This is a genomic window from Quadrisphaera sp. DVD1, assembly GCF_058932755.1.
The window spans coordinates 1-18,284 of sequence record NZ_JBZYWI010000058.1; the positions used below are offsets into that span (position 1 = coordinate 1).

The 18,284-nt window shown below is 74.9% G+C and carries 15 protein-coding genes; 8 read left to right on the forward strand and 7 right to left on the reverse strand.

Annotated elements, in window-relative coordinates:
- Positions 1-1,125: S1C family serine protease (locus tag AC5FZL_RS08560; protein WP_493618155.1), on the forward strand; the 1,125-nt coding region annotated here is incomplete at its 5' end.
- An 85-nt stretch (positions 1,126-1,210) separates the two neighbouring features.
- Here the strand turns inward: AC5FZL_RS08560 and AC5FZL_RS08565 are convergent.
- From AC5FZL_RS08565 to AC5FZL_RS08580, 4 genes are all read right to left on the reverse strand, one after another.
- A complete protein-coding gene (locus AC5FZL_RS08565) occupies positions 1,211-3,547 on the reverse strand; it encodes a beta-xylosidase/alpha-l-arabinosidase (protein WP_493618157.1) in 2,337 nt (778 codons plus the stop codon).
- Between the two features lie 190 nt (positions 3,548-3,737).
- Positions 3,738-4,628, reverse strand: coding sequence for a carbohydrate ABC transporter permease (locus AC5FZL_RS08570; RefSeq protein WP_493618158.1), 891 nt, complete (start codon positions 4,626-4,628; stop codon positions 3,738-3,740).
- Positions 4,625-5,647, reverse strand: coding sequence for a carbohydrate ABC transporter permease (locus tag AC5FZL_RS08575; protein ID WP_493618159.1), 1,023 nt, complete (start codon positions 5,645-5,647; stop codon positions 4,625-4,627). Before AC5FZL_RS08575 ends, AC5FZL_RS08570 begins: the two co-directional genes overlap by 4 nt.
- Positions 5,648-5,663: 16 nt before the next feature.
- On the reverse strand, positions 5,664-6,956 hold the full coding sequence (locus AC5FZL_RS08580) for an ABC transporter substrate-binding protein (protein ID WP_493618161.1): 1,293 nt from the start codon (positions 6,954-6,956) through the stop codon (positions 5,664-5,666).
- A 112-nt stretch (positions 6,957-7,068) separates the two neighbouring features.
- Between AC5FZL_RS08580 and AC5FZL_RS08585 the strand changes: the two genes are divergently transcribed.
- The gene (locus AC5FZL_RS08585) at positions 7,069-8,115 is read left to right on the forward strand and encodes a LacI family DNA-binding transcriptional regulator (RefSeq protein ID WP_493618162.1); all 1,047 of its coding nucleotides are present in this window, start codon (positions 7,069-7,071) and stop codon (positions 8,113-8,115) included.
- 78 nt (positions 8,116-8,193) lie between these two features.
- Complete coding sequence (locus AC5FZL_RS08590; RefSeq protein WP_493618163.1) at positions 8,194-9,492, forward strand: endo-1,4-beta-xylanase; 1,299 nt, start codon at positions 8,194-8,196, stop codon at positions 9,490-9,492.
- A gap of 31 nt (positions 9,493-9,523) precedes the next feature.
- Here AC5FZL_RS08590 and AC5FZL_RS08595 read toward each other — a convergent pair whose 3' ends face one another.
- Positions 9,524-10,747 (reverse strand): ROK family transcriptional regulator, encoded by a 1,224-nt coding sequence (locus AC5FZL_RS08595; RefSeq protein ID WP_493618164.1) that lies wholly within the window; start codon positions 10,745-10,747, stop codon positions 9,524-9,526.
- A gap of 88 nt (positions 10,748-10,835) precedes the next feature.
- Here AC5FZL_RS08595 and xylA point away from each other — a divergent pair, with 88 nt between their 5' ends.
- From xylA to AC5FZL_RS08615, 4 genes are all read left to right on the forward strand, one after another.
- Positions 10,836-12,035, forward strand: a complete 1,200-nt coding sequence (gene xylA / locus AC5FZL_RS08600; protein ID WP_493618165.1) for a xylose isomerase — start codon at positions 10,836-10,838, stop codon at positions 12,033-12,035.
- A gap of 5 nt (positions 12,036-12,040) precedes the next feature.
- The gene (gene xylB, locus AC5FZL_RS08605; RefSeq protein ID WP_493618166.1) at positions 12,041-13,510 is read left to right on the forward strand and encodes a xylulokinase; all 1,470 of its coding nucleotides are present in this window, start codon (positions 12,041-12,043) and stop codon (positions 13,508-13,510) included.
- A gap of 74 nt (positions 13,511-13,584) precedes the next feature.
- Positions 13,585-14,307 (forward strand): response regulator transcription factor, encoded by a 723-nt coding sequence (locus AC5FZL_RS08610; RefSeq protein ID WP_493618167.1) that lies wholly within the window; start codon positions 13,585-13,587, stop codon positions 14,305-14,307.
- Positions 14,304-15,806, forward strand: coding sequence for a sensor histidine kinase (locus tag AC5FZL_RS08615; protein WP_493618168.1), 1,503 nt, complete (start codon positions 14,304-14,306; stop codon positions 15,804-15,806). Before AC5FZL_RS08610 ends, AC5FZL_RS08615 begins: the two co-directional genes overlap by 4 nt.
- Here the strand turns inward: AC5FZL_RS08615 and AC5FZL_RS08620 are convergent.
- Positions 15,803-17,044 carry an alpha-hydroxy acid oxidase gene (locus tag AC5FZL_RS08620; protein ID WP_493618172.1) on the reverse strand — a complete coding sequence of 414 codons (1,242 nt, stop codon included), beginning with the start codon at positions 17,042-17,044 and terminating at the stop codon, positions 15,803-15,805. The two genes, AC5FZL_RS08615 and AC5FZL_RS08620, sit on opposite strands and share 4 nt — an antisense overlap.
- A 356-nt stretch (positions 17,045-17,400) precedes the next feature.
- Between AC5FZL_RS08620 and AC5FZL_RS08625 the strand changes: the two genes are divergently transcribed.
- Positions 17,401-17,691 (forward strand): WXG100 family type VII secretion target, encoded by a 291-nt coding sequence (locus AC5FZL_RS08625; protein ID WP_493618169.1) that lies wholly within the window; start codon positions 17,401-17,403, stop codon positions 17,689-17,691.
- A gap of 10 nt (positions 17,692-17,701) precedes the next feature.
- On the opposite strand, the gene AC5FZL_RS08630 is transcribed toward AC5FZL_RS08625, so the two are convergent.
- Positions 17,702-18,284 (reverse strand): XdhC family protein (locus AC5FZL_RS08630; protein ID WP_493618171.1); only part of this gene is annotated, 583 nt, incomplete at its 5' end.

Genomic DNA, 18,284 nt, shown 5'->3' on the forward strand with positions numbered 1-18,284 from the left:
GTCGGCGGCGGCGGCGCGCTGGCGATCGGCAGCGCCCTCGACGACGGCTCGGGCGCGAGCGCCATCACCTCCACGAGCGCCGACGCGCCGACCGGCTCGGCGGCCGACGTCCCGCTCGACGAGAGCGTCGACTGGAACGCCGTGGCGGCCGCGGTGGCGCCCAGCGTGGTCACCATCCAGGTCTCCGACGGGCAGACCGGCGGCGAGGGCACCGGCGTCATCCTCGACACCGAGGGCCACGTGCTGACGAACAACCACGTCGCCACCGCGGCGGGCGACGACGCGCAGATCCGGGTGGTCCTCTCCGACGGCCGGATCTACCAGGCCCAGATCACCGGCACCGACCCGCAGACCGACCTCGCCGTCCTGCAGCTGCAGGACGCCCCGTCCGACCTCACCGCCGCCACCTTCGGCGACTCCGACGAGGTGGAGGTCGGCCAGCCCGTCATGGCGCTGGGCAACCCGCTCGGGCTCTCCCAGACCGTCACCACGGGCATCGTCTCCGCCCTCGACCGCCCGGTGACCACCCAGGCCACCGAGAGCGAGCAGAGCAGCCCCGACCCGTTCGGCTTCGGCCAGCCCCAGCAGAGCGCCGCCGAGCCGGTGGTGACCAACGCCATCCAGACCGACGCCGCCATCAACCCCGGCAACTCCGGCGGGCCCCTGGTGGACGCCGCCGGCCAGGTGATCGGGATCAACTCCTCGATCGCCAGCAACTCCTCCGGCTCGGGCCAGGCCGGCAGCATCGGCCTCGGCTTCGCCATCCCCGGCAGCGAGGCGCAGCGGATCGCCACCGAGCTCATCGAGGACGGCGCCGCGCAGCACGCCCTGCTCGGCGTCTCGCTCCAGAGCGGGGACGGCACGGCCACCGTCGACGGCGACACCCGGCAGGCGGCGATCGTCGCGGCCGTCACCGAGGGCAGCGCGGCGGCCCAGGCCGGGCTGCAGGAGGGCGACGCGGTGGTCGCGGTCGACGGCGAGGGCGTCACCGGCGCCGAGTCGCTGACCGCGCAGGTGCGCTCGCGCGCCCCCGGCGACGAGGTGGTGCTGACCGTCGTCCGCGACGGCGACAGCCGCGAGGTGCAGGTCACCCTGGCCGCGAACCCCGACGACGCCCAGGGCTGAGCCCCACCTCCACCCCGTGACCAGGGGATCCCGCCACCCCCTCGGGGGTGACGGGATCCCCTGGTCGCGCTGGGGGTGGGCGCAGTCAGCCGCGGACGACGCCCACGCCGACGACCCGCCGGTCGGCGGTGGTGACCTCGTGGACGTCGCCGGTGAGCTCGACCGAGCCGGTGAGCACCGGGTCCGCGCACGAGGTGCCGACGGCGAGGTCGATCCGGCCGGGCTCGACGACCTTGACCATGCGCCGGTCGCTGAACGCCAGCCGCGTGGTGGGCACGTCGAAGACGACCTCGGCGCTCTCCCCCGCCGCCAGCTCCACCCGGGCGTAGCCGAGCAGCTGGGTGACCGGGCGGGTGACCGAGGCCACCGGGTCGGTGGCGTAGAGCTGGACGACGTCGGCGCCGTCCCGCTCACCGGTGTTGGCGACGCGCACCGAGAGCCGGACCGCCCCGTCGGTGGGCACCTGCGCGTCCGCCACCTGCAGGTCGGTGTGGGTGAAGGTGGTGTAGGACAGCCCGAACCCGAAGGGGCGCACCGGGGCGGTGTCGATGTTGGACACCGAGCTCGCCGCGCCGAGCTTCGGGTGCAGGTAGGAGTACGGCTGCGCGCCGACCGAGCGGGGCAGCGAGACCGGCAGGCGCCCGGAGGGGTTGACCCGCCCGGACAGGACCCCGGCGATCGCGCCGGCGCCCTCCTGGCCGGGGAAGAAGGCCTGGACGACGGCCGCGCAGCCCTCCAGCGCCCAGTCCACCGCGTACGGGCGGCCGGTGAGCAGCACCGCCACGACCGGCGTGCCGGTGGCGATCAGCGCCTCCAGCAGCTGGCGCTGCACGCCGGGCAGGTCCAGGGACTCGGCGTCGCAGCCCTCCCCCGACGTCCCGCGGCCGAACAGCCCCGCCCGGTCGCCGAGGACGGCCACGACGAGGTCCGCGCCCTGCGCCGCCTCGACCGCCGCCGCGATGCCGGAGGTGTCGTCGGTGTCGACGTCGCTCCCGCGCACGTGGGTGGTCTCGGCGCCGGTCAGCTCGGCGGCGACGGCGTCCAGCACGCTGGCGACGTCCAGGCCCAGCTCGGTGCCCGGGTGCTGGGCGAGCACGTGGTTGGCGAAGCTGTAGCACCCGAACAGCGCCGAGGTGTCGTCGGCGTTGGGGCCGACCACGGCCACGCGGCGCGCCTGCTCGGGCGCCAGGGGCAGCGTGCCGTCGTTGGACAGGAGGATGACGCCCTCCTCCGCGATCTGGCGGGCCAGCGCGCGGTGGGCCGGCGGGTCGAGGTCGATGGCGTCGAGGTCGATCCCGGCGCTCGGGTCGTAGCCGGCGTCCAGCAGGCCCAGGCGCTCCTTCTGGTCCAGCACCCGGCGCAGCGCGCGGTCGACCAGCTCCTCGCCGCCCCGGCCCTCGCGGATCCGGGCCAGCAGGGGCTCGAGGAAGGCCGCGCCGGTCGGCAGCTCGACGTCGATGCCGGCGGACAGGGCCTGGGTCGCGGCGTCGCCGAGGTCGGCGGCCACCCCGTGCAGGGACTGCAGGAAGGCCACCGCGAAGTAGTCCGCGACGACGGTGCCGGTGAAGCCCCACTCCTCGCGCAGCAGGTCGGTGAGCAGCGCGGCGTCCGCCGCGACGGGGATCCCGTCGATCTCGGCGTAGGAGTTCATCACCGAGTCCACGCCGCCGTCGAGCACCGCCATCTCGAACGGCGGCAGGAGCACGTCGGCCACCTCGCGGGGCCCGGCGTGCACCGGGGCGAGGTTGCGGCCCGCGCGGGAGTTCGAGTAGCCGACGAAGTGCTTGAGCGTGGCGACGACGCCGGTGGACTGCACGCCCTTCACGTAGGCGGTGGCCACGGTGCCGACCACGTACGGGTCCTCGGCGATGCACTCCTCCACGCGGCCCCAGCGGGCGTCGCGCACGACGTCCAGCACGGGGGCCAGGCCCTGGTGGACGCCGAGGGAGCGCATGGACTCGCCGATCGCGGCGCCCATCCGCTCCACCAGCTCGGGGTGGAAGGTCGCGCCCCAGGTCGGCGGCGCCGGGAAGGTGGTGGCCTTCCACGCCGCCAGGCCGGTGAGGCACTCCTCGTGCACCAGCGCGGGCACGCCCAGCCGCGTGTTCTCGGTGAGCCACTTCTGCTTGGCGGCCAGCGTGCGCGCGCCCTCGACCGGGTCGACCGGCGTGGTCCCGAAGGGCCGGGTCAGCTGGCCGAGGCCCTGGACGGCGAACGCCTCGAACTCGGCGTTCTCGGACTGCATCGCGTCCTGCATCGGCGCGACGTCACCGCCGTCGCCGTCACCCCCGCGGCCCTCCCACAGCCCGACGAGCTGGGCGAGCTTCTCCTCCAGCGTCATCGACGCCAGCAGCTCCTCGACCCGGGCCGAGACGCCCTTCGAGCGGCGCAGGCCGGTGGACGGGGTGGTGTCGGTGCTCATGGGGTCCTTCCGGAGGGGGTCTTCCGCGGCAACGGCCACGGGCGGTGTCGGGGGCGGTCGGCGTCGTCGTCGGTGGCCGTGCCGCCCGGTCCAGCGTGCAGTGTGCTCCTGCGCCGGCCGCCCGACCGCTGGTGGGGCGCTCCGGCGGGCGCCCGGGCGGGGCGCCCGCCGGAGCGGTGCAGGCGGGCGGTCAGCCCTTGACGGCGCCCTGGAGGCCGTTGACGATCCGCTTCTCCATGGCCAGGAAGAACACCAGGGCCGGGATCATCGCGATCGAGGTGAACGCCAGGACGCCGGCGGTGTCCTGGGCGTACTGGCTGGAGAAGCTGGCCACGCCCAGCGGCAGCGTCTGGGACGCCGGGTCGCTGAGGATGAGCAGCGGCAGCAGGTAGGAGTTCCAGGAGGCCACGAAGGCCAGCACCCCCACCGTCACCAGGCCGGGCCCGGACAGGGGCAGGAGGATCCGCCAGAAGAAGCCGATGCGGGAGGTGCCGTCGAGCATGGCCGCCTCCTCCAGCTCCTGGGGCAGCGCCATGAGGAACGGGCGCAGGATGACGACCGTCAGCGGGAGCGCGAACGCCGCCTGGGGCAGCGCCACCCCCCAGACGGAGTTCGTGAGGTTGAGGTCACGCACCATGAGGAACAGCGGGATGATCGCCACGGTCAGCGGGAAGAGCAGGCCGAGGGTGAAGACCATCGCGAGCGCCTCGCGGCCCTTGAACCGGTACCGGGCCAGCGGGTACGCGGCCATCACGCCGAACACGGCGACGATGGCCGTGGTGATCAGCGCCACGATCGTGGAGTTGAGCGTGTACCGCCAGAAGCTCGCCGACGTCAGCACGTTGAGGTAGTTGGAGCCGACCCACGGGTCGGGCAGGCCCACGGGGTTCGCGGCGAGCTGGGCGTTGGAGCGGAAGCCGCCCAGGAACGCGTACAGCACCGGCGCGACCGTGGCGACGACGACGATGGCCGCCGCCGCGTAGACGAGCGGGCTGCCGCCGGCGAACGTCCGCTTCTGCTTCCGGGCGGACTCGAGGATCGCCGGCCTCCCCGGGGCGGGCGTCGTGGTCGGGGCGCTCATCGCGTGACCTTCCTCGGCTTGGGGGCGTTCTCGTTGTCGCGGCGGAGCACGAAGAACTGGTAGATGACCGCGAGGACCAGAGAGATGCCGAAGAGGATCACGGCGACCGCCGACGCGTAGCCGTAGAGGCTGCGGTCGGTGCCCTGGTTGATGAGGTAGGTCGCCATCGTCACCGTGGAGTTCGCGGGGCCGCCGCCGGTGAGGATCCAGACCATGTCGAACAGCTGGAGCGATCCGATCATGGACAGGAAGCCCCAGGTGCGGATGGTCGGCCCGAGCAGCGGGATGGTGATCCGGCGCTGCACCTGCCACCAGGTGGCGCCGTCGATCTGCGCGGCCTCGTAGATCTCCTCCGGCACGCCCTGCAGGCCGGCCAGGAAGAGGAGCACCGCCAGGCCCAGGTACTTCCAGGTCAGCACGACCATCACGGTGTAGAGCGCGATGTTCGGGTCGCCCAGCCAGAGCTGGGTCAGGCCGCCCAGGCCGACGCCGTCGAGGACGGCGTCGACGAGGCCGTCCGGCTGGAGCAGGAGGACCCACACGACGCCGGCCACGACCTCGGCCAGCACGTACGGCATGAAGATGACCACGCGCAGGAACGACCGACCGCGGATCTCCCGGTTGAGCAGGAGGGCGATCGCCAGGCCGAGCGGCAGCTGGATGACGATCGACAAGACGATGATGACGAGGTTGTGCACCACCGCGGAGGTGAACACCGAGTCGGTGAGCGCCTGGGTGTAGTTGTCGAGGCCGACGAAGTCGTCCATCGGCCCGAGGCCGTTCCACTTGTACGTGGAGTAGCGCACGGCCTGGACGACCGGGACCACCACGAACAGGGTGAGCAGGGCGAGCGCCGGCGCCGTGAAGAAGGCGATCTCAGCGCGCTTGCGCGCGTTCGAGGAGAGTCCGCGCCGGCGCCCGCTCGCGGCAGGTGCCGCCGACCGGGAGACCCGGCCGGCGGCACCTGCGGTGTCGCGAGGGGTGGCAGCGACGTCCGTGCCCGTCGAGCGTGCTGTCACGTCGTCTGCCACCTCGTCACTCGTTGTCGGCCGCGGCCTGGGTCGCGTCGACGATGCCCTGGGCGCTCGAGTCGCCGGCGAAGACGAGGGCGATCTCGTCGTTCATGGCGCCACCGATGTTCTCGCCGAACAGGGTGTCGAAGTACAGCTGGACGTTCGGAGCCTCGTCACGGACGGTGATGAGGTCGGCCAGGGCCGGGTCCTTCACGGAGCCGGTCGCGGCCGGGTTGGTCGGCAGGCCCATGTCGTTCTGGGCGAAGCCGATCTGCACCTCGTCGCTCAGCAGGTAGTTGATGAAGTCGGTGCACTCCGGCGGGGCCTCCGCCGAGCACGCCCACGCGTCGCCGCCGCCGAGCGCGGTGGTCGGGTCGCCCTGGCCGCCCTCGATCGTCGGGTAGGGGAACCAGCCGGTCTTGTCGCCCAGCCCCTTCTTGTCCTCGGTCAGCCCCTGCATCACGCCGGGCTCCCAGTGGCCCGCGAGCTCCATCGCGACCTTGCCGGTCGCGAGGAGGCCGGAGGCGCTGGCCGGGCCGGTCTGGGCCGGGGTGGCCAGGAAGCCCTCGTTGAAGGGGTCCGTGGCGACGAGCGCCTCGAGGTCCTCGCCGGCCTTGACGAAGCACGGGTCGGAGAAGTCCTTGGAGGTCGCGGCCTCCTCGATGGCGTCCTCGCTGCACTCGCGGACCGCGTTGTAGTACCAGTAGTGCGCGGCGGGCCACTTGTCACCGGCGCCGACGGAGATGGGCTGGATGCCCGCGGCCTTGAGCTTGGCGACCGCGTCGTCGAACTCGGCCATCGTCGTGGGGGCCGCGGTGATGCCGGCCTGCGCGAAGAGGTCCTTGTTGTACCAGAAGCCGACCACGCCGACGGAGTACGGCAGCGCGTAGGTCTTGCCGTCCACCTGCCAGCCGGCGATGGAGCCACCGATCTTCTCGATGGCCTCGGCGGAGTCCTCGGAGATGTCCTTGGTCAGCCCGGCCTCGACGTGGCTGGCGAGCTCGCCGCCGCCGCGCTCCATGTAGACGTCCGGGGTGTCACCGGTCTGGAACGCGGCGTCCAGGCGGGTGAGCATGTCCTCGTGCGCGAGGGCGCTGATCTCGATGTTGACGCCGGGGTTGGCCTTCTCGAAGTCGGCCGCGACCTTCTCGTAGTAGCCCTTGCCCGGGTCGCTGTTGGAGTTGTGCCACCACGTCAGGGTGGTGCCGCTCCCGCTGTCGGAGCCGCTGCCGGAGTCGCCACCGCCTCCGCAGGCGGTCAGCACGGTCGCGGTCGCGAGGATCGCGACGGCGGAGAGGGCTCTGTTCCTCACCATGGTTCAGTGTCCTTGTCGTCGTTGACCGGTGGATCGCGGCGATGCTGCCAGCCGTTCCGGAAGGCTGTCAATCGTTATCGATAACGTTTTCGCATCCGCTAGCATCGTCTCCGTGACCTCCCTCGACGGCGTGACGAGCTCCGCCCTGGCCGGGCGCGTGACCATCACCGACGTCGCGCGCACGGCGGGCGTGTCCATCGCCACGGTCTCGAAGGTGATCAACGGGCGCTACGGCGTCGCCGCCGCGACGTCCGAGCGCGTGCAGCAGGTCATCGCCGACCTCGGCTACGAGTCCAGCCTCGTCGCGCGCAGCCTGCGCAGCCACCGGACGAACGTCATCGGCGTGCTCGTGGCGGAGTTCGAGCCCTTCAGCACCGAGATCCTCAAGGGCACCTCCGACGCCATCGCGGGGTCCGGCTACGAGCTGCTGGCCTACTCCGGCGGCGGCCGCACCGGCGAGGACGTCGGCTGGGAGCGCCGCTACCTGTCCCGGCTCAGCGGCACCCTCATCGACGGGGCCGTGCTGGTCACCCCCACCGTGGTGAGCCTGGGCGGGTCCGTGCCGGTCGTGGCGATCGACCCGCACGCGGGCCCCGCCGACATGCCGACCGTGGACGCCGACAACCTCACCGGAGCGGTCCTCGCCACCGAGCACCTGCTGCGGCTGGGCCACCGGCGCATCGGCTTCCTCGGCGGCCGCCCCGACCTGGAGTCCGCGCGCCTGCGCGAGGAGGGCTACCGCGCCGCGCTCGAGCGTGCCGGCCTGACCGTCGACCCCGAGCTCGTGAGGGTCGGCGGGTACCGCCGGCAGCAGGCGGCCGCGCCCGCGCGCGAGCTGCTGTCCCTGCCCGACCCGCCGACGGCGATCTTCGCCGCGAACGACCTGTCCGCCATCGGGACGATGGAGGTGGCGCGCGAGATGGGCGTCCGCGTGCCGGAGGACCTGTCCGTCGTGGGCTTCGACAACGTCCCGGAGTCGGCGCTGACCGAGCCGCCGCTGACCACGGTCGAGCAGCCCATCCGCGACATGGGCGCCCGGGCCGTGGAGATGCTCATCGCCCTGCTGAGCGACACCCCGCTGCCCTCCTCCGAGGCGCTGTCGCCCCACGTGCAGCTGCCCACCCGGCTGGTCGCGCGCGGCTCGACCCGCCAGCTCTGACCCCGCCCCGCACCGCACGGCACCGCCCCGCACCGCACCGCTCCGCCGCCACCGCGAGCGCTCTCGACGAGGAGACCCATGAGCCACCGCTCCCCCGCCCCCGACCCGACGATGGCCCACCGCACCGCCGACGCCACCGTCACCCTGCGCTCCGCCGACGGGCGGCCGCTGGCGGACACCGAGGTGGTCGTGGAGCAGACCCGTCACGCGTTCGCGTTCGGCAACATCGGCTTCGACTTCATCGGCTACGCCAACGGCGAGAGCGAGGCCGACCCGGACAGCCCGTTCGGCGGCGCGCCGCCCGCGCTCGGCCAGCGCCTCTCGGAGCTCTACGTCGACCTCTACAACACCGCCACCCTGCCCTTCTACTGGGGCGGGTTCGAGCCGGAGCGCGGGAAGCCGGACACCGCGCGGCTGCTGCGCACCGCGCAGTGGTTCGCCGAGCAGGGCGTCACCGTCAAGGGCCACCCCCTGGTCTGGCACACGGTCACCGCCGACTGGCTCCGCGACCTGCCGACCGACGAGGTCGAGGCCGCCCAGCGCGCGCGGATCCGCCGCGACGTGAGCGACTTCGCGGGCGTCGTGGACGTGTGGGACGCCATCAACGAGGTCGTGATCATGCCGGTCTTCACCAACGAGGAGCGGATGAACGGCATCACCCGGCTCGCCCTCGACCGGGGCCGGATCGCGATGGTGCGGATGGCCTTCGAGGAGGCCCGCGCGGCCAACCCGGGCGCCACCCTGCTGCTCAACGACTTCGACATGTCCACGGCGTACGAGTGCCTCGTCGAGGGCGTGCTCGAGGCCGGCATCCAGGTCGACGCCCTGGGCCTGCAGAGCCACATGCACCAGGGCTACTGGGGCGAGGAGAAGACGCTGCGGATCCTCGAGCGCTTCTCCCGGTACGGCCTGCCGATCCACTTCACCGAGTCCACGCTGCTCAGCGGCCACCTCATGCCGCCGGAGATCAAGGACCTCAACGACTACCAGATCCCGTCCTGGCCCTCGACGCCCGAGGGCGAGGAGCGCCAGGCCGAGGAGGTGCTCCGGCACTACCGCACCCTGGTCTCCCACCCCTCCGTGCAGGCCATCACGTACTGGGGCCTGTCCGACGAGGGCGCCTGGCTCGGCGCGCCGGTCGGCCTCGTCCGCGCCGACGGCAGCCCCAAGCCGTCGTACGACGCCCTGCACGCGCTGGTCAAGGACGAGTGGTGGCTCGCCCCCACCACCCTGCGCACGGACGCCGAGGGGCGCGTCGCGGTGAGCGGCTTCCTCGGGGACTACCGGGTGAGCACCGGCGCGGCGTCCGCGGACTTCACCCTCGACGCCCCGGGCCCGGTCTCGACCGCCGTGGTGCTGGACGGCGCAGCCGGCTGACCCGGCCTCGCGGGGGTCGGGACGGGCGCGCTCAGCAGGGCACGCCGGCCGCGGCCTCGGCCGGGCGCGCCAGCACGTCCGCCAGCACCACGGCGGCGGCGCCGAGCACCGCGGCGTCCGGGCCGGTCGTGGAGGTGCGCACCGGCACCCGCAGCAGCCGGGCCCACAGGACCCTGCGGTCCACCTCGGCCTGCACGTGCGGCAGCAGCCACGGCCCCAGGGGGGCGTAGATGCCGCCCAGCACGACGGCGTCGACGTCGAGGAGGTTGACCGCCCCGGCCACGGCCGCGCCGAGGGCGCGCCCGGCCACCTCGAGGGCGGCGAGCGTGGGCCCGTCCCCGCTGCGGGCCAGGCCGAGCAGCGCCCCGCCACCGGAGCCCAGGGCCGTGCCCGGCGGGCCGGCCCGCCCCGCGGCGCGGAGGACGGCCTCCTGGCCGGCGTAGACCTCGAGGCAGCCGCGGGCGCCGCAGCTGCACGGGGGCCCGTCGAGGGCGACCGTCACGTGGCCGAGCTCCCCGCTCCAGCCGTGCTGGCCGCGGGACAGGCGGCCGTCGAGCACCAGCCCGGCGCCGATGCCGACCTCCCCGGAGACCACGAGCAGGCCCTCGGGAGCCGTCGGGGCGGGGTGGCCGACCTCCGCGAGCGCGGCGAGGGCCGCCTCGTTGTCGACCGCCAGGGGCCGCCCCGCCAGCTGCGCCCCGACCGGCGAGTCGGAGAGCAGCGCGCCGACGTCCACGTCGGTCCAGCCCAGGTTCGGCGCGAGCAGCACCCGCTGGCGGGCGTCGTCCACGAGGCCCGGCACCGCCCAGGTGGCTCCCAGGACGTCCAGCCCCAGCGCCCGCGCCCGCTCGAGCAGGCCGCCGGCCAGCTCGGCCGAGCGGGCCACGACGGCCTCGGCCGGCTGGCCCCGGTTGTCCCCGACGACCACCTCCCGCAGGCGGACGGCACCGGTGAGGTCGCGCACGCACGCGGCGAGGTAGTCGACGCCGATCTCGGCGCCCAGGGCCGCCACCCGCTCCCCCGACAGGGCGAGCCCCACGGCCGGGCGACCGGCCCCGGCGCGGGGAGGCGGCGCGGACTCGACGACGAGGCGCCCGGCCAGCAGCACCTCGACGAGGGCGGAGACCGTGGCGCGGGTCAGGCCCGTGCGCGTGGCCACCCCGGCGCGCGAGACCGGCTCCGGGGAGCGCGCGAGCACGCCGAGCACGGCGGCGAGGTTGCGCTCGCGCAGGTCGCGCTGACGGGCCGGTTCCACGCGTTGACAGTGGCACGTCCGACACATAAGTTCAACAACTGAACGAATTCGGCACCACCCTCCCTCGACGAAGAAGGAACGGCTCCCCATGGCCCTGCAGCCCACCCGCGAAGACAAGTTCTCCTTCGGCCTCTGGACCGTCGGATGGGAGGCCGCCGACCCGTTCGGCAGCGCGACCCGCCCCGGCATCGACCCGATCGACTCGGTCCGCCGCCTGTCTGACCTCGGCGCCTACGGCGTGACCTTCCACGACGACGACGTCATCCCGTTCGAGGTGGGCCACAAGGACCCGGCAGGCCGCGACGCGATCATCGGCCGCCTCAAGGGCGTGCTCGACGAGACCGGCATGGTCGTCCCGATGGTGACGACCAACCTCTTCAGCCACCCGGTCTTCAAGGAGGGCGCCTTCACCGCGAACGACCGCGACGTGCGCCGCTTCGCCGTCCGCAAGGCCTTCCGCCAGCTGCAGCTGGGCGCCGAGCTCGGCGCGAAGACCTTCGTCATGTGGGGCGGCCGCGAGGGCTCCGAGGTCGACGCCGCCAAGGACATCAACGCCGCGCTGGAGCGCTACCGCGAGGCCGTCAACCTGCTGACGACCTACATCACCGAGCAGGGCCTCGACATGCGCATCGCCATCGAGCCCAAGCCGAACGAGCCCCGCGGCGACATCCTGCTGCCGACCGTCGGCCACGCGATCGCCTTCACCTACACCCTCGAGCACCCCGACCTGGTCGGCGTGAACCCCGAGACCGGGCACGAGCAGATGTCCAACCTCAACTACACCCACGGCATCGCGCAGGCGCTGGCGCAGGGCAAGCTCTTCCACATCGACCTCAACGGCCAGAACGGCCCGAAGTTCGACCAGGACCTCGTCTTCGGCCACGGCAACGTGCTGAACGCCTTCTCCACCGTCGACCTGGTCGAGAACGGCTTCCCCGGCGGTGGCCCGACGTACGACGGCCCGCGCCACTTCGACTACAAGCCGCTGCGCGTCGAGGACATGGACGGCGTGTGGGAGTCCGCCCGCGCCAACATGCGCACCTACCTCGCGCTCAAGGAGCGCGCGGCCTCCTTCCGCGCCGACCCGCGCGTGCAGGCGGCGATGGCGACCGCCAAGGTCACCGAGCTGGCCCAGCCCACGATGAACCCGGGCGAGTCCCTCGCGGACCTGGTCGCCGACCGCAGCGCCTTCGAGGACTTCGACGTCGACGCCAAGGGCGCCTACGGCTACGGCAACGTGGCGCTGGCGCAGCTGGCCGTCGAGCACCTGCTCGGCTTCGGGGCCTGATCCCGATGGCGCTGGTGGCGGGCGTCGACTCCTCGACGCAGTCCTGCAAGGTCGTCATCCGGAACGCGGAGACCGGAGAGCTCGTGCGGGAGGGCCGTGCGGCCCACCCGGACGGCACCGAGGTGCACCCCCGCGAGTGGGAGCGGGCCCTGCGGGAGGCCGTCACCAGCGCCGGCGGGCTCGACGACGTCGCCGCGGTGGCGGTCGGCGGGCAGCAGCACGGCATGGTCGCCCTGGACGCCTCCGGGGAGGTCGTGCGGCCCGCGCTGCTGTGGAACGACACGCGCTCGGCCGGGGCCGCGCGCGACCTCATCCTCGAGCTCGGCGACGGCGACGAGGCCCGCGGCCGCCAGGCGTGGGCCGACGCGGTCGGCGTGGTGCCGGTGGCCTCCTTCACGGCCACCAAGCTGCGCTGGCTGGCCGACGCCGAGCCCGAGCACGCCGACGCCACGGCGGCGGTGTGCCTGCCGCACGACTGGCTGACCTGGAAGCTGGCCGGCTCCCCAGGCCTCGACGCCCTGGTCACCGACCGCGGCGACGCCAGCGGCACGGCGTACTGGTCGGCCGGCAGCGGCGAGTACCGCACCGACCTGCTCGAGCTGGCCTTCCGCGGACGCCGCCCGGCGCTGCCGCGGGTGGCCGGCCCCGGCGAGCGGGTCGGCGTCGTGGCACCCGCGTGGGCCACCTCCGGCGCCGCGCTCGGCCCGGGCACCGGCGACAACGCCGCCGCGGCCCTGGGCATCGGCGCGCGCCCCGGCGACGTCGTGGTGTCCCTGGGCACCTCCGGCGTCGTCTCGGGGGTCTCCACCACGGCCGCGCACGACCCCTCGGGGTACGTGGCCGGCTTCGCCGACGCCACCGGGCGCCACCTGCCCCTGGTGTGCACCCTCAACGCCGCGCGCGTGCTCGACGCGACCGCCCGCCTGCTCGGCGTGGACCACGCGGGGCTCTCCGACCTCGCCCTCTCGGCGCCCTCGGGCGCCGACGGGCTCGTGCTCGTGCCCTACCTCGAGGGCGAGCGGACGCCGGACCGCCCGCTGGCCACCGGGGCGCTGCACGGCATGACCCTCAAGACCATGACGCCGGCCCACCTGGCCCGCGCCGCGGTCGAGGGGCTGCTGTGCGGTCTCGCCGACGGCATCGACGCCATGCTCGCCCAGGGCGTGGCGGTCGAGCGGGTCCTCCTCGTCGGCGGCGGCGCCCGCTCCGAGGCCGTGCAGCAGCTGGCGGCCGGGATCTTCGGCCGGCCGGTGCTCGTGCCGGAGCCCGGGGAGTACGTCGCCGACGGCGCCGCCCGCCAGGCCGCGTGGGTGCTCGCCGGCGGCGACGAGCCGCCGGTCTGGCCCTCGGCCCCGGCGCGCGAGCTCGACGCGCCGCCCGCGCCCGGCGTCCGCGAGCGCTACGCGCAGGTCCGCGACCTCACCGACGGGCTCACCCCGTCCGCCGGCGCGCCGGTGGAGGTCCCCCTCCCCTGACCGGGCCGCCGGCTGGGAGCCGCCGCACGGCGCGCTCCCAGCCGGCACCCAGGTCCAGCGCCCACACTGGACCCATGACCACTGCCGAGGCCCGGCTGCTCGTCGTCGACGACGAGCCGAACATCCGCGAGCTGCTCTCGACCTCCCTGCGCTTCGCCGGGTTCGAGGTGCACACCGCCGCCGACGGCGCCGAGGCGCTGGCCCAGGCCGAGCGCACCCGTCCTGACCTCGTCGTGCTCGACGTGATGCTCCCGGACCTCGACGGCTTCTCCGTCACCCGCCGCCTCCGCGAGCGCGGCCGCGACGTCCCGGTCCTCTTCCTCACCGCCAAGGACGACGTCGCCGACCGCGTGGCGGGGCTGACCGTGGGCGGCGACGACTACGTCACCAAGCCGTTCAGCCTGGAGGAGGTCGTCGCCCGCATCCGGGCGGTGCTGCGGCGCACCGGCGGCGGGGCCGAGGCGAGCGCAAGCCGGCTGTCCTTCGCCGACCTGGAGCTCGACGAGGACTCCCACGAGGTCCGCCGCGCCGGCCGGCCGGTGGAGCTCTCGCCCACCGAGTTCAAGCTGCTGCGCTACCTCATGCTCAACCCGAACCGGGTGCTGTCGAAGACCCAGATCCTCGACCACGTGTGGCACTACGACTTCGGCGGCGAGGCCGGGATCGTGGAGTCCTACATCTCCTACCTGCGGCGCAAGGTCGACACCGCCCCCGAGGGCGCCGAGCCGGTCGTCCCGCTCATCCACACCCGCCGCGGCGTCGGCTACGTCCTGCGCCTGCCCCCGACGGCCGCGTGAGCACGAGGCTCGACGCAGCGCCGGACGCCGTGCGCGCGCAGCTGCACGGCCTGTCGCTGCGGGCCCGGCTGGTGGCCGTCGTCCTCGGCCTGCTCGTCGTGGCCCTGGCCGTCACCGGGGCGGTGACCCTCGTGGTGCTGCAGCAGGTGCTGCTCGGCCAGGTCGACGACGACCTGCTCGCGGTGACGTCGTCGCCGTCGCGGATCAACGCCCTGCGCGCGGCCGAGGAGGACCCCCCGGGCGAGGCCTACCCCAGCGACTACGTCGTCCAGCTCTCCGACGCCGACGGCCTGCCCCGCTGGGTGACCCCCGAGCCGCCGAACCACCGCGGACAGGCCCTGCGCCTGCGCGGCCTCGACCTCGCCGAGGTCGAGGGCCGCGAGGGCGAGCCGTTCACCGTGACCACCGAGGGCGGCGAGCGCTGGCGCGTCGCGGTGACGCCGGTCGAGCTCGCCTCCGCCCCGGGCGAGGACTCGGTCGCGGGCAGCGTGGCCGTCTCGCGCTCGCTGGAGGACGTCGAGGACGCCGCCGCCACCGTCGCGACCTGGTTCCTCCTCGTGGGGGTGGCCGTCCTCACGGCCGGGGGGCTGCTCGGCGCGGGAGCCGTGACCCGCGCGTTCCGCCCGCTGCGCGAGGTGGAGTCGGTGGCCACCGCCTTCGGCGCGGGTGGCACGAGCCGGCGCGTGGACGCCGCCCCGCCGGGCACCGAGGTGGGCCGGCTCGGTGCCGCGGTCAACGCCATGCTCGACCGGATCGAGACGTCGCTGGCCGCCCGCGAGGCCTCGGAGTCGCGGATGCGCCGGTTCGTGGCCGACGCCAGCCACGAGCTGCGGACGCCGCTGGCCGCCGTCCGCGGCTTCGCCGAGCTGCACCGCATCGGGGCCGTGCGCGAGCCGGCGGACGTCACCGCCGCCTTCGCTCGGATCGAGGCCGAGGCCGTGCGGATGGGCGGCCTCGTGGAGGACCTCCTGCTGCTCGCGCGCCTCGACGAGCAGCGCCCCCTGCGCCGCGACCCGGTGGACCTGCTGCTCCTGGCCGCCGACGCCTGCCAGGACGCCCGGGCGCTGGCCCCCGACCGCTCCGTGCGCCTGACCGGCGTCGACGGCGCTCCGCCGCGGCCGGTCGTCGTGGTCGGCGACGACGCCCGGCTCCGCCAGGTGCTCGCGAACCTGCTGGCCAACGCGCTGCGGCACACCCCGGCCGGGACGCCGGTCGAGCTCGGCGTCGGGGTGCGCGACGGCGGCGCCCTGTGGCAGGTGGTCGACCACGGCCCGGGGATCCCCCCGCAGGACGCCGAGCGGGTCTTCGAGCGGTTCTGGCGCGCCGACAGCTCGCGCGCGCGCGGCGGCGGCGGCGGCTCGGGCCTGGGGATGGCCATCGTCGCGGCGCTCGTGCACGCCCACCGCGGTGCGGTCCGGGTGGTCCAGACCCCCGGCGGCGGCGCGACGATCGAGGTGGCGCTGCCCCTCGCCCCCTCCTCCGAGCCCGCAGGGCCCTAGGCGTCCTCCCCCGGGTCCGGCGTCCACCGCGGGCTCGGGCGCACGTGGCGCCGGGCGATCTCGTGGGTGGCCCGCAGCCCCAGCAGCTGCAGCCCCCGCTGGTACTCCGAGCGCAGGATCTCCACGGCCCGCTCGACGCCGCGCTCGCCGCCGGCCATCAGCCCGTACAGGTAGGCCCGCCCGACCATCACGGCGTCGGCACCCAGCGCCAGCGCCGCGACGACGTCCTGCCCGTGGGTGACCCCGCTGTCCAGGAGCACCGGGACGCCGGGGCCCACGGCCCGGCGCACCGCGGGCAGGACGTCCAGCGTGGCCGGGGTGCGGTCCAGCTGGCGGCCGCCGTGGTTGGACACCACGACCCCGTCCGCGCCCAGCTCCACCACCCGCCGGGCGTCCGCAGGGTTGACCAGCCCCTTCACGAGCAGCGTGCGGGGCCACCGGCTCCGCAGCCAGGTGAGGTCCTCGTCGGCCAGGCCGGGGTCGAAGAGCAGGGCGGCGACGTCGGCCGAGGTGCCCGGGAAGTCCCGGACGGAGGCGAACTCGATCGGCGGGGTCGTGAGCTTGTCGACCCACCACGCGGGGTGCCTCGACATGTCGAGGAAGGTCCGCAGGGTCAGGCTCGGGGGGATGGTCAGGCCGTTGCGCACGTCGAGGAGCCGCCGACCGCCCACCGCGGTGTCGACGGTGAGCACGACCGTGCTGGCACCGGCCGCCAGCGCCCGGCCGACCAGGTCCTCGTTCAGCGCCTCGTCGTTGGTCAGGTACAGCTGGAACCAGAGGTCGCCGTCGGGCGCCGCCTCCCTGACCTCCTCCACGGTGGAGGTGCCGACCGTGGAGAGGGCGTACGGGATCCCGTGGCGCTGGGCGACGCGCGCCACGGCGGCCTCGCCGTCGGCGTGCATCATCCGGGTGTACCCGGTCGGCGCGAGGACGAGGGGCAGGGCCACCTCCCGGCCCAGCAGGCGCGTGGACAGGTCCGGGGCGGCGACCGGGCGCAGGTGCTCCGGGACGAAGGTCACGTCGCGGAACGCGGCGCGGTTGCGCTCCGCGGTGACGCCCGCGTCGGCGGCCCCGTCGACGTAGTCGAACACCGACCGGGGCGTCGTCCGGGCCGCGGCGCGCCGCAGGTCGCCGATGGTCAGCGCCCGCTCCAGGCGCCGCTGCACCGGGTCGAGCACCGGCCGGCGGAACTGGAGCAGCTCGCGGACCTCGGCCCAGCGCGGCAGCTGCCGCTGCAGGGCCGGGCCCCCGCCGCTCCGCCCGGGCGCCCCGGGAGCCGGCGGGGCGGCGGGCGCGACCAGCTCCGGGGCGTCCTGGGCGTCGTGCGCGTCCTCGGCGTCCTTGGCGTCCTTGGCGTCGTCCACGCGGTCCGTCCTCGGCTCGCTCGCAGCGCCTCCTCGCCGAGCGGCCCTGCCCGGCGGGGGTGGATCTGGTCGTGCTGCCGCCGGAGGCTACGCGGCGCCGGGGCTCCGGTCACCCCGTCGGCCCTGTGGACAGCGCCAGCGGGGCCGGCGCCCGCCGCCCTAGCGTCGGAGCCGGCCCCCGCGGGCACCGCCCGGGCACGACCCGGCACCGCCGGGGGCGAGGAGGACCCATGAGCCGCTTCGAGGTCGACAGCGCCCAGGTGGCGCAGGCCAGCGCCGCCGTCCAGGGGTCGATCGGCACGCTGGGCGCCGAGGTCGACCGCATGATGCGCCACCTGCTCGACCTGCAGGGCAGCTGGCAGGGCCAGGCCGCGGCGTCCTTCCAGGGCGTCGTGGGCGAGTGGCGGTCCACGCAGGAGCGCGTGCGCGCCTGCCTGGAGGAGATCAACCGGGCCCTGGCCACGGCCGGGCAGACCTACGCCGACGCCGAGGCCGGTGCGGTGCGCATGTTCAGCCGGTGAGCGCCGCGCCTCAGCGGTGCAGCGGCCCGGAGGTCCGCCGCAGGGGCAGTCCCGCGCCGCCCTGCCGCGCAGCGACCACCTCGGCCGCGATGCTCACGGCCGTCTCCTCCGGGGTGCGGGCACCGAGGTCGAGCCCGATCGGCGCGGCCAGGCGCGCCAGCTCGTGCTCGCCCAGCCCGGCCTCCTGCAGCCGGCGCACGCGGTCCTCGACCGTGCGGCGCGAGCCCATCGCGCCGACGTAGCCGAGGTCCAGGCGCAGGGCCACCTCCAGGAGCGGGACGTCGAACCGCGGCTCGTGCGTGAGCACGGCCACCACCGTGGTCGGGCCCACGCGGCCCGCCGCCGCCTCGGCGGCCAGGTAGCGGTGCGGCCAGTCCACGACGACCTCGGCGCCGGGGTGGCGGGCCGCGGTGGCGAAGACGGGGCGCGCGTCGACGACGGTGACCCGGTAGCCGAGGAAGGAGCCCAGCCGCGCCAGCGCGGCCGCGGTGTCGGTCGCCCCGGCCACGACCATCCGCGGGGGCGGGGCCGCGCACGCCACGAGCACCCGCACCCCGCTCCCCTCCGGCTCCCCCGCGGGGCCGTGCTCGCGC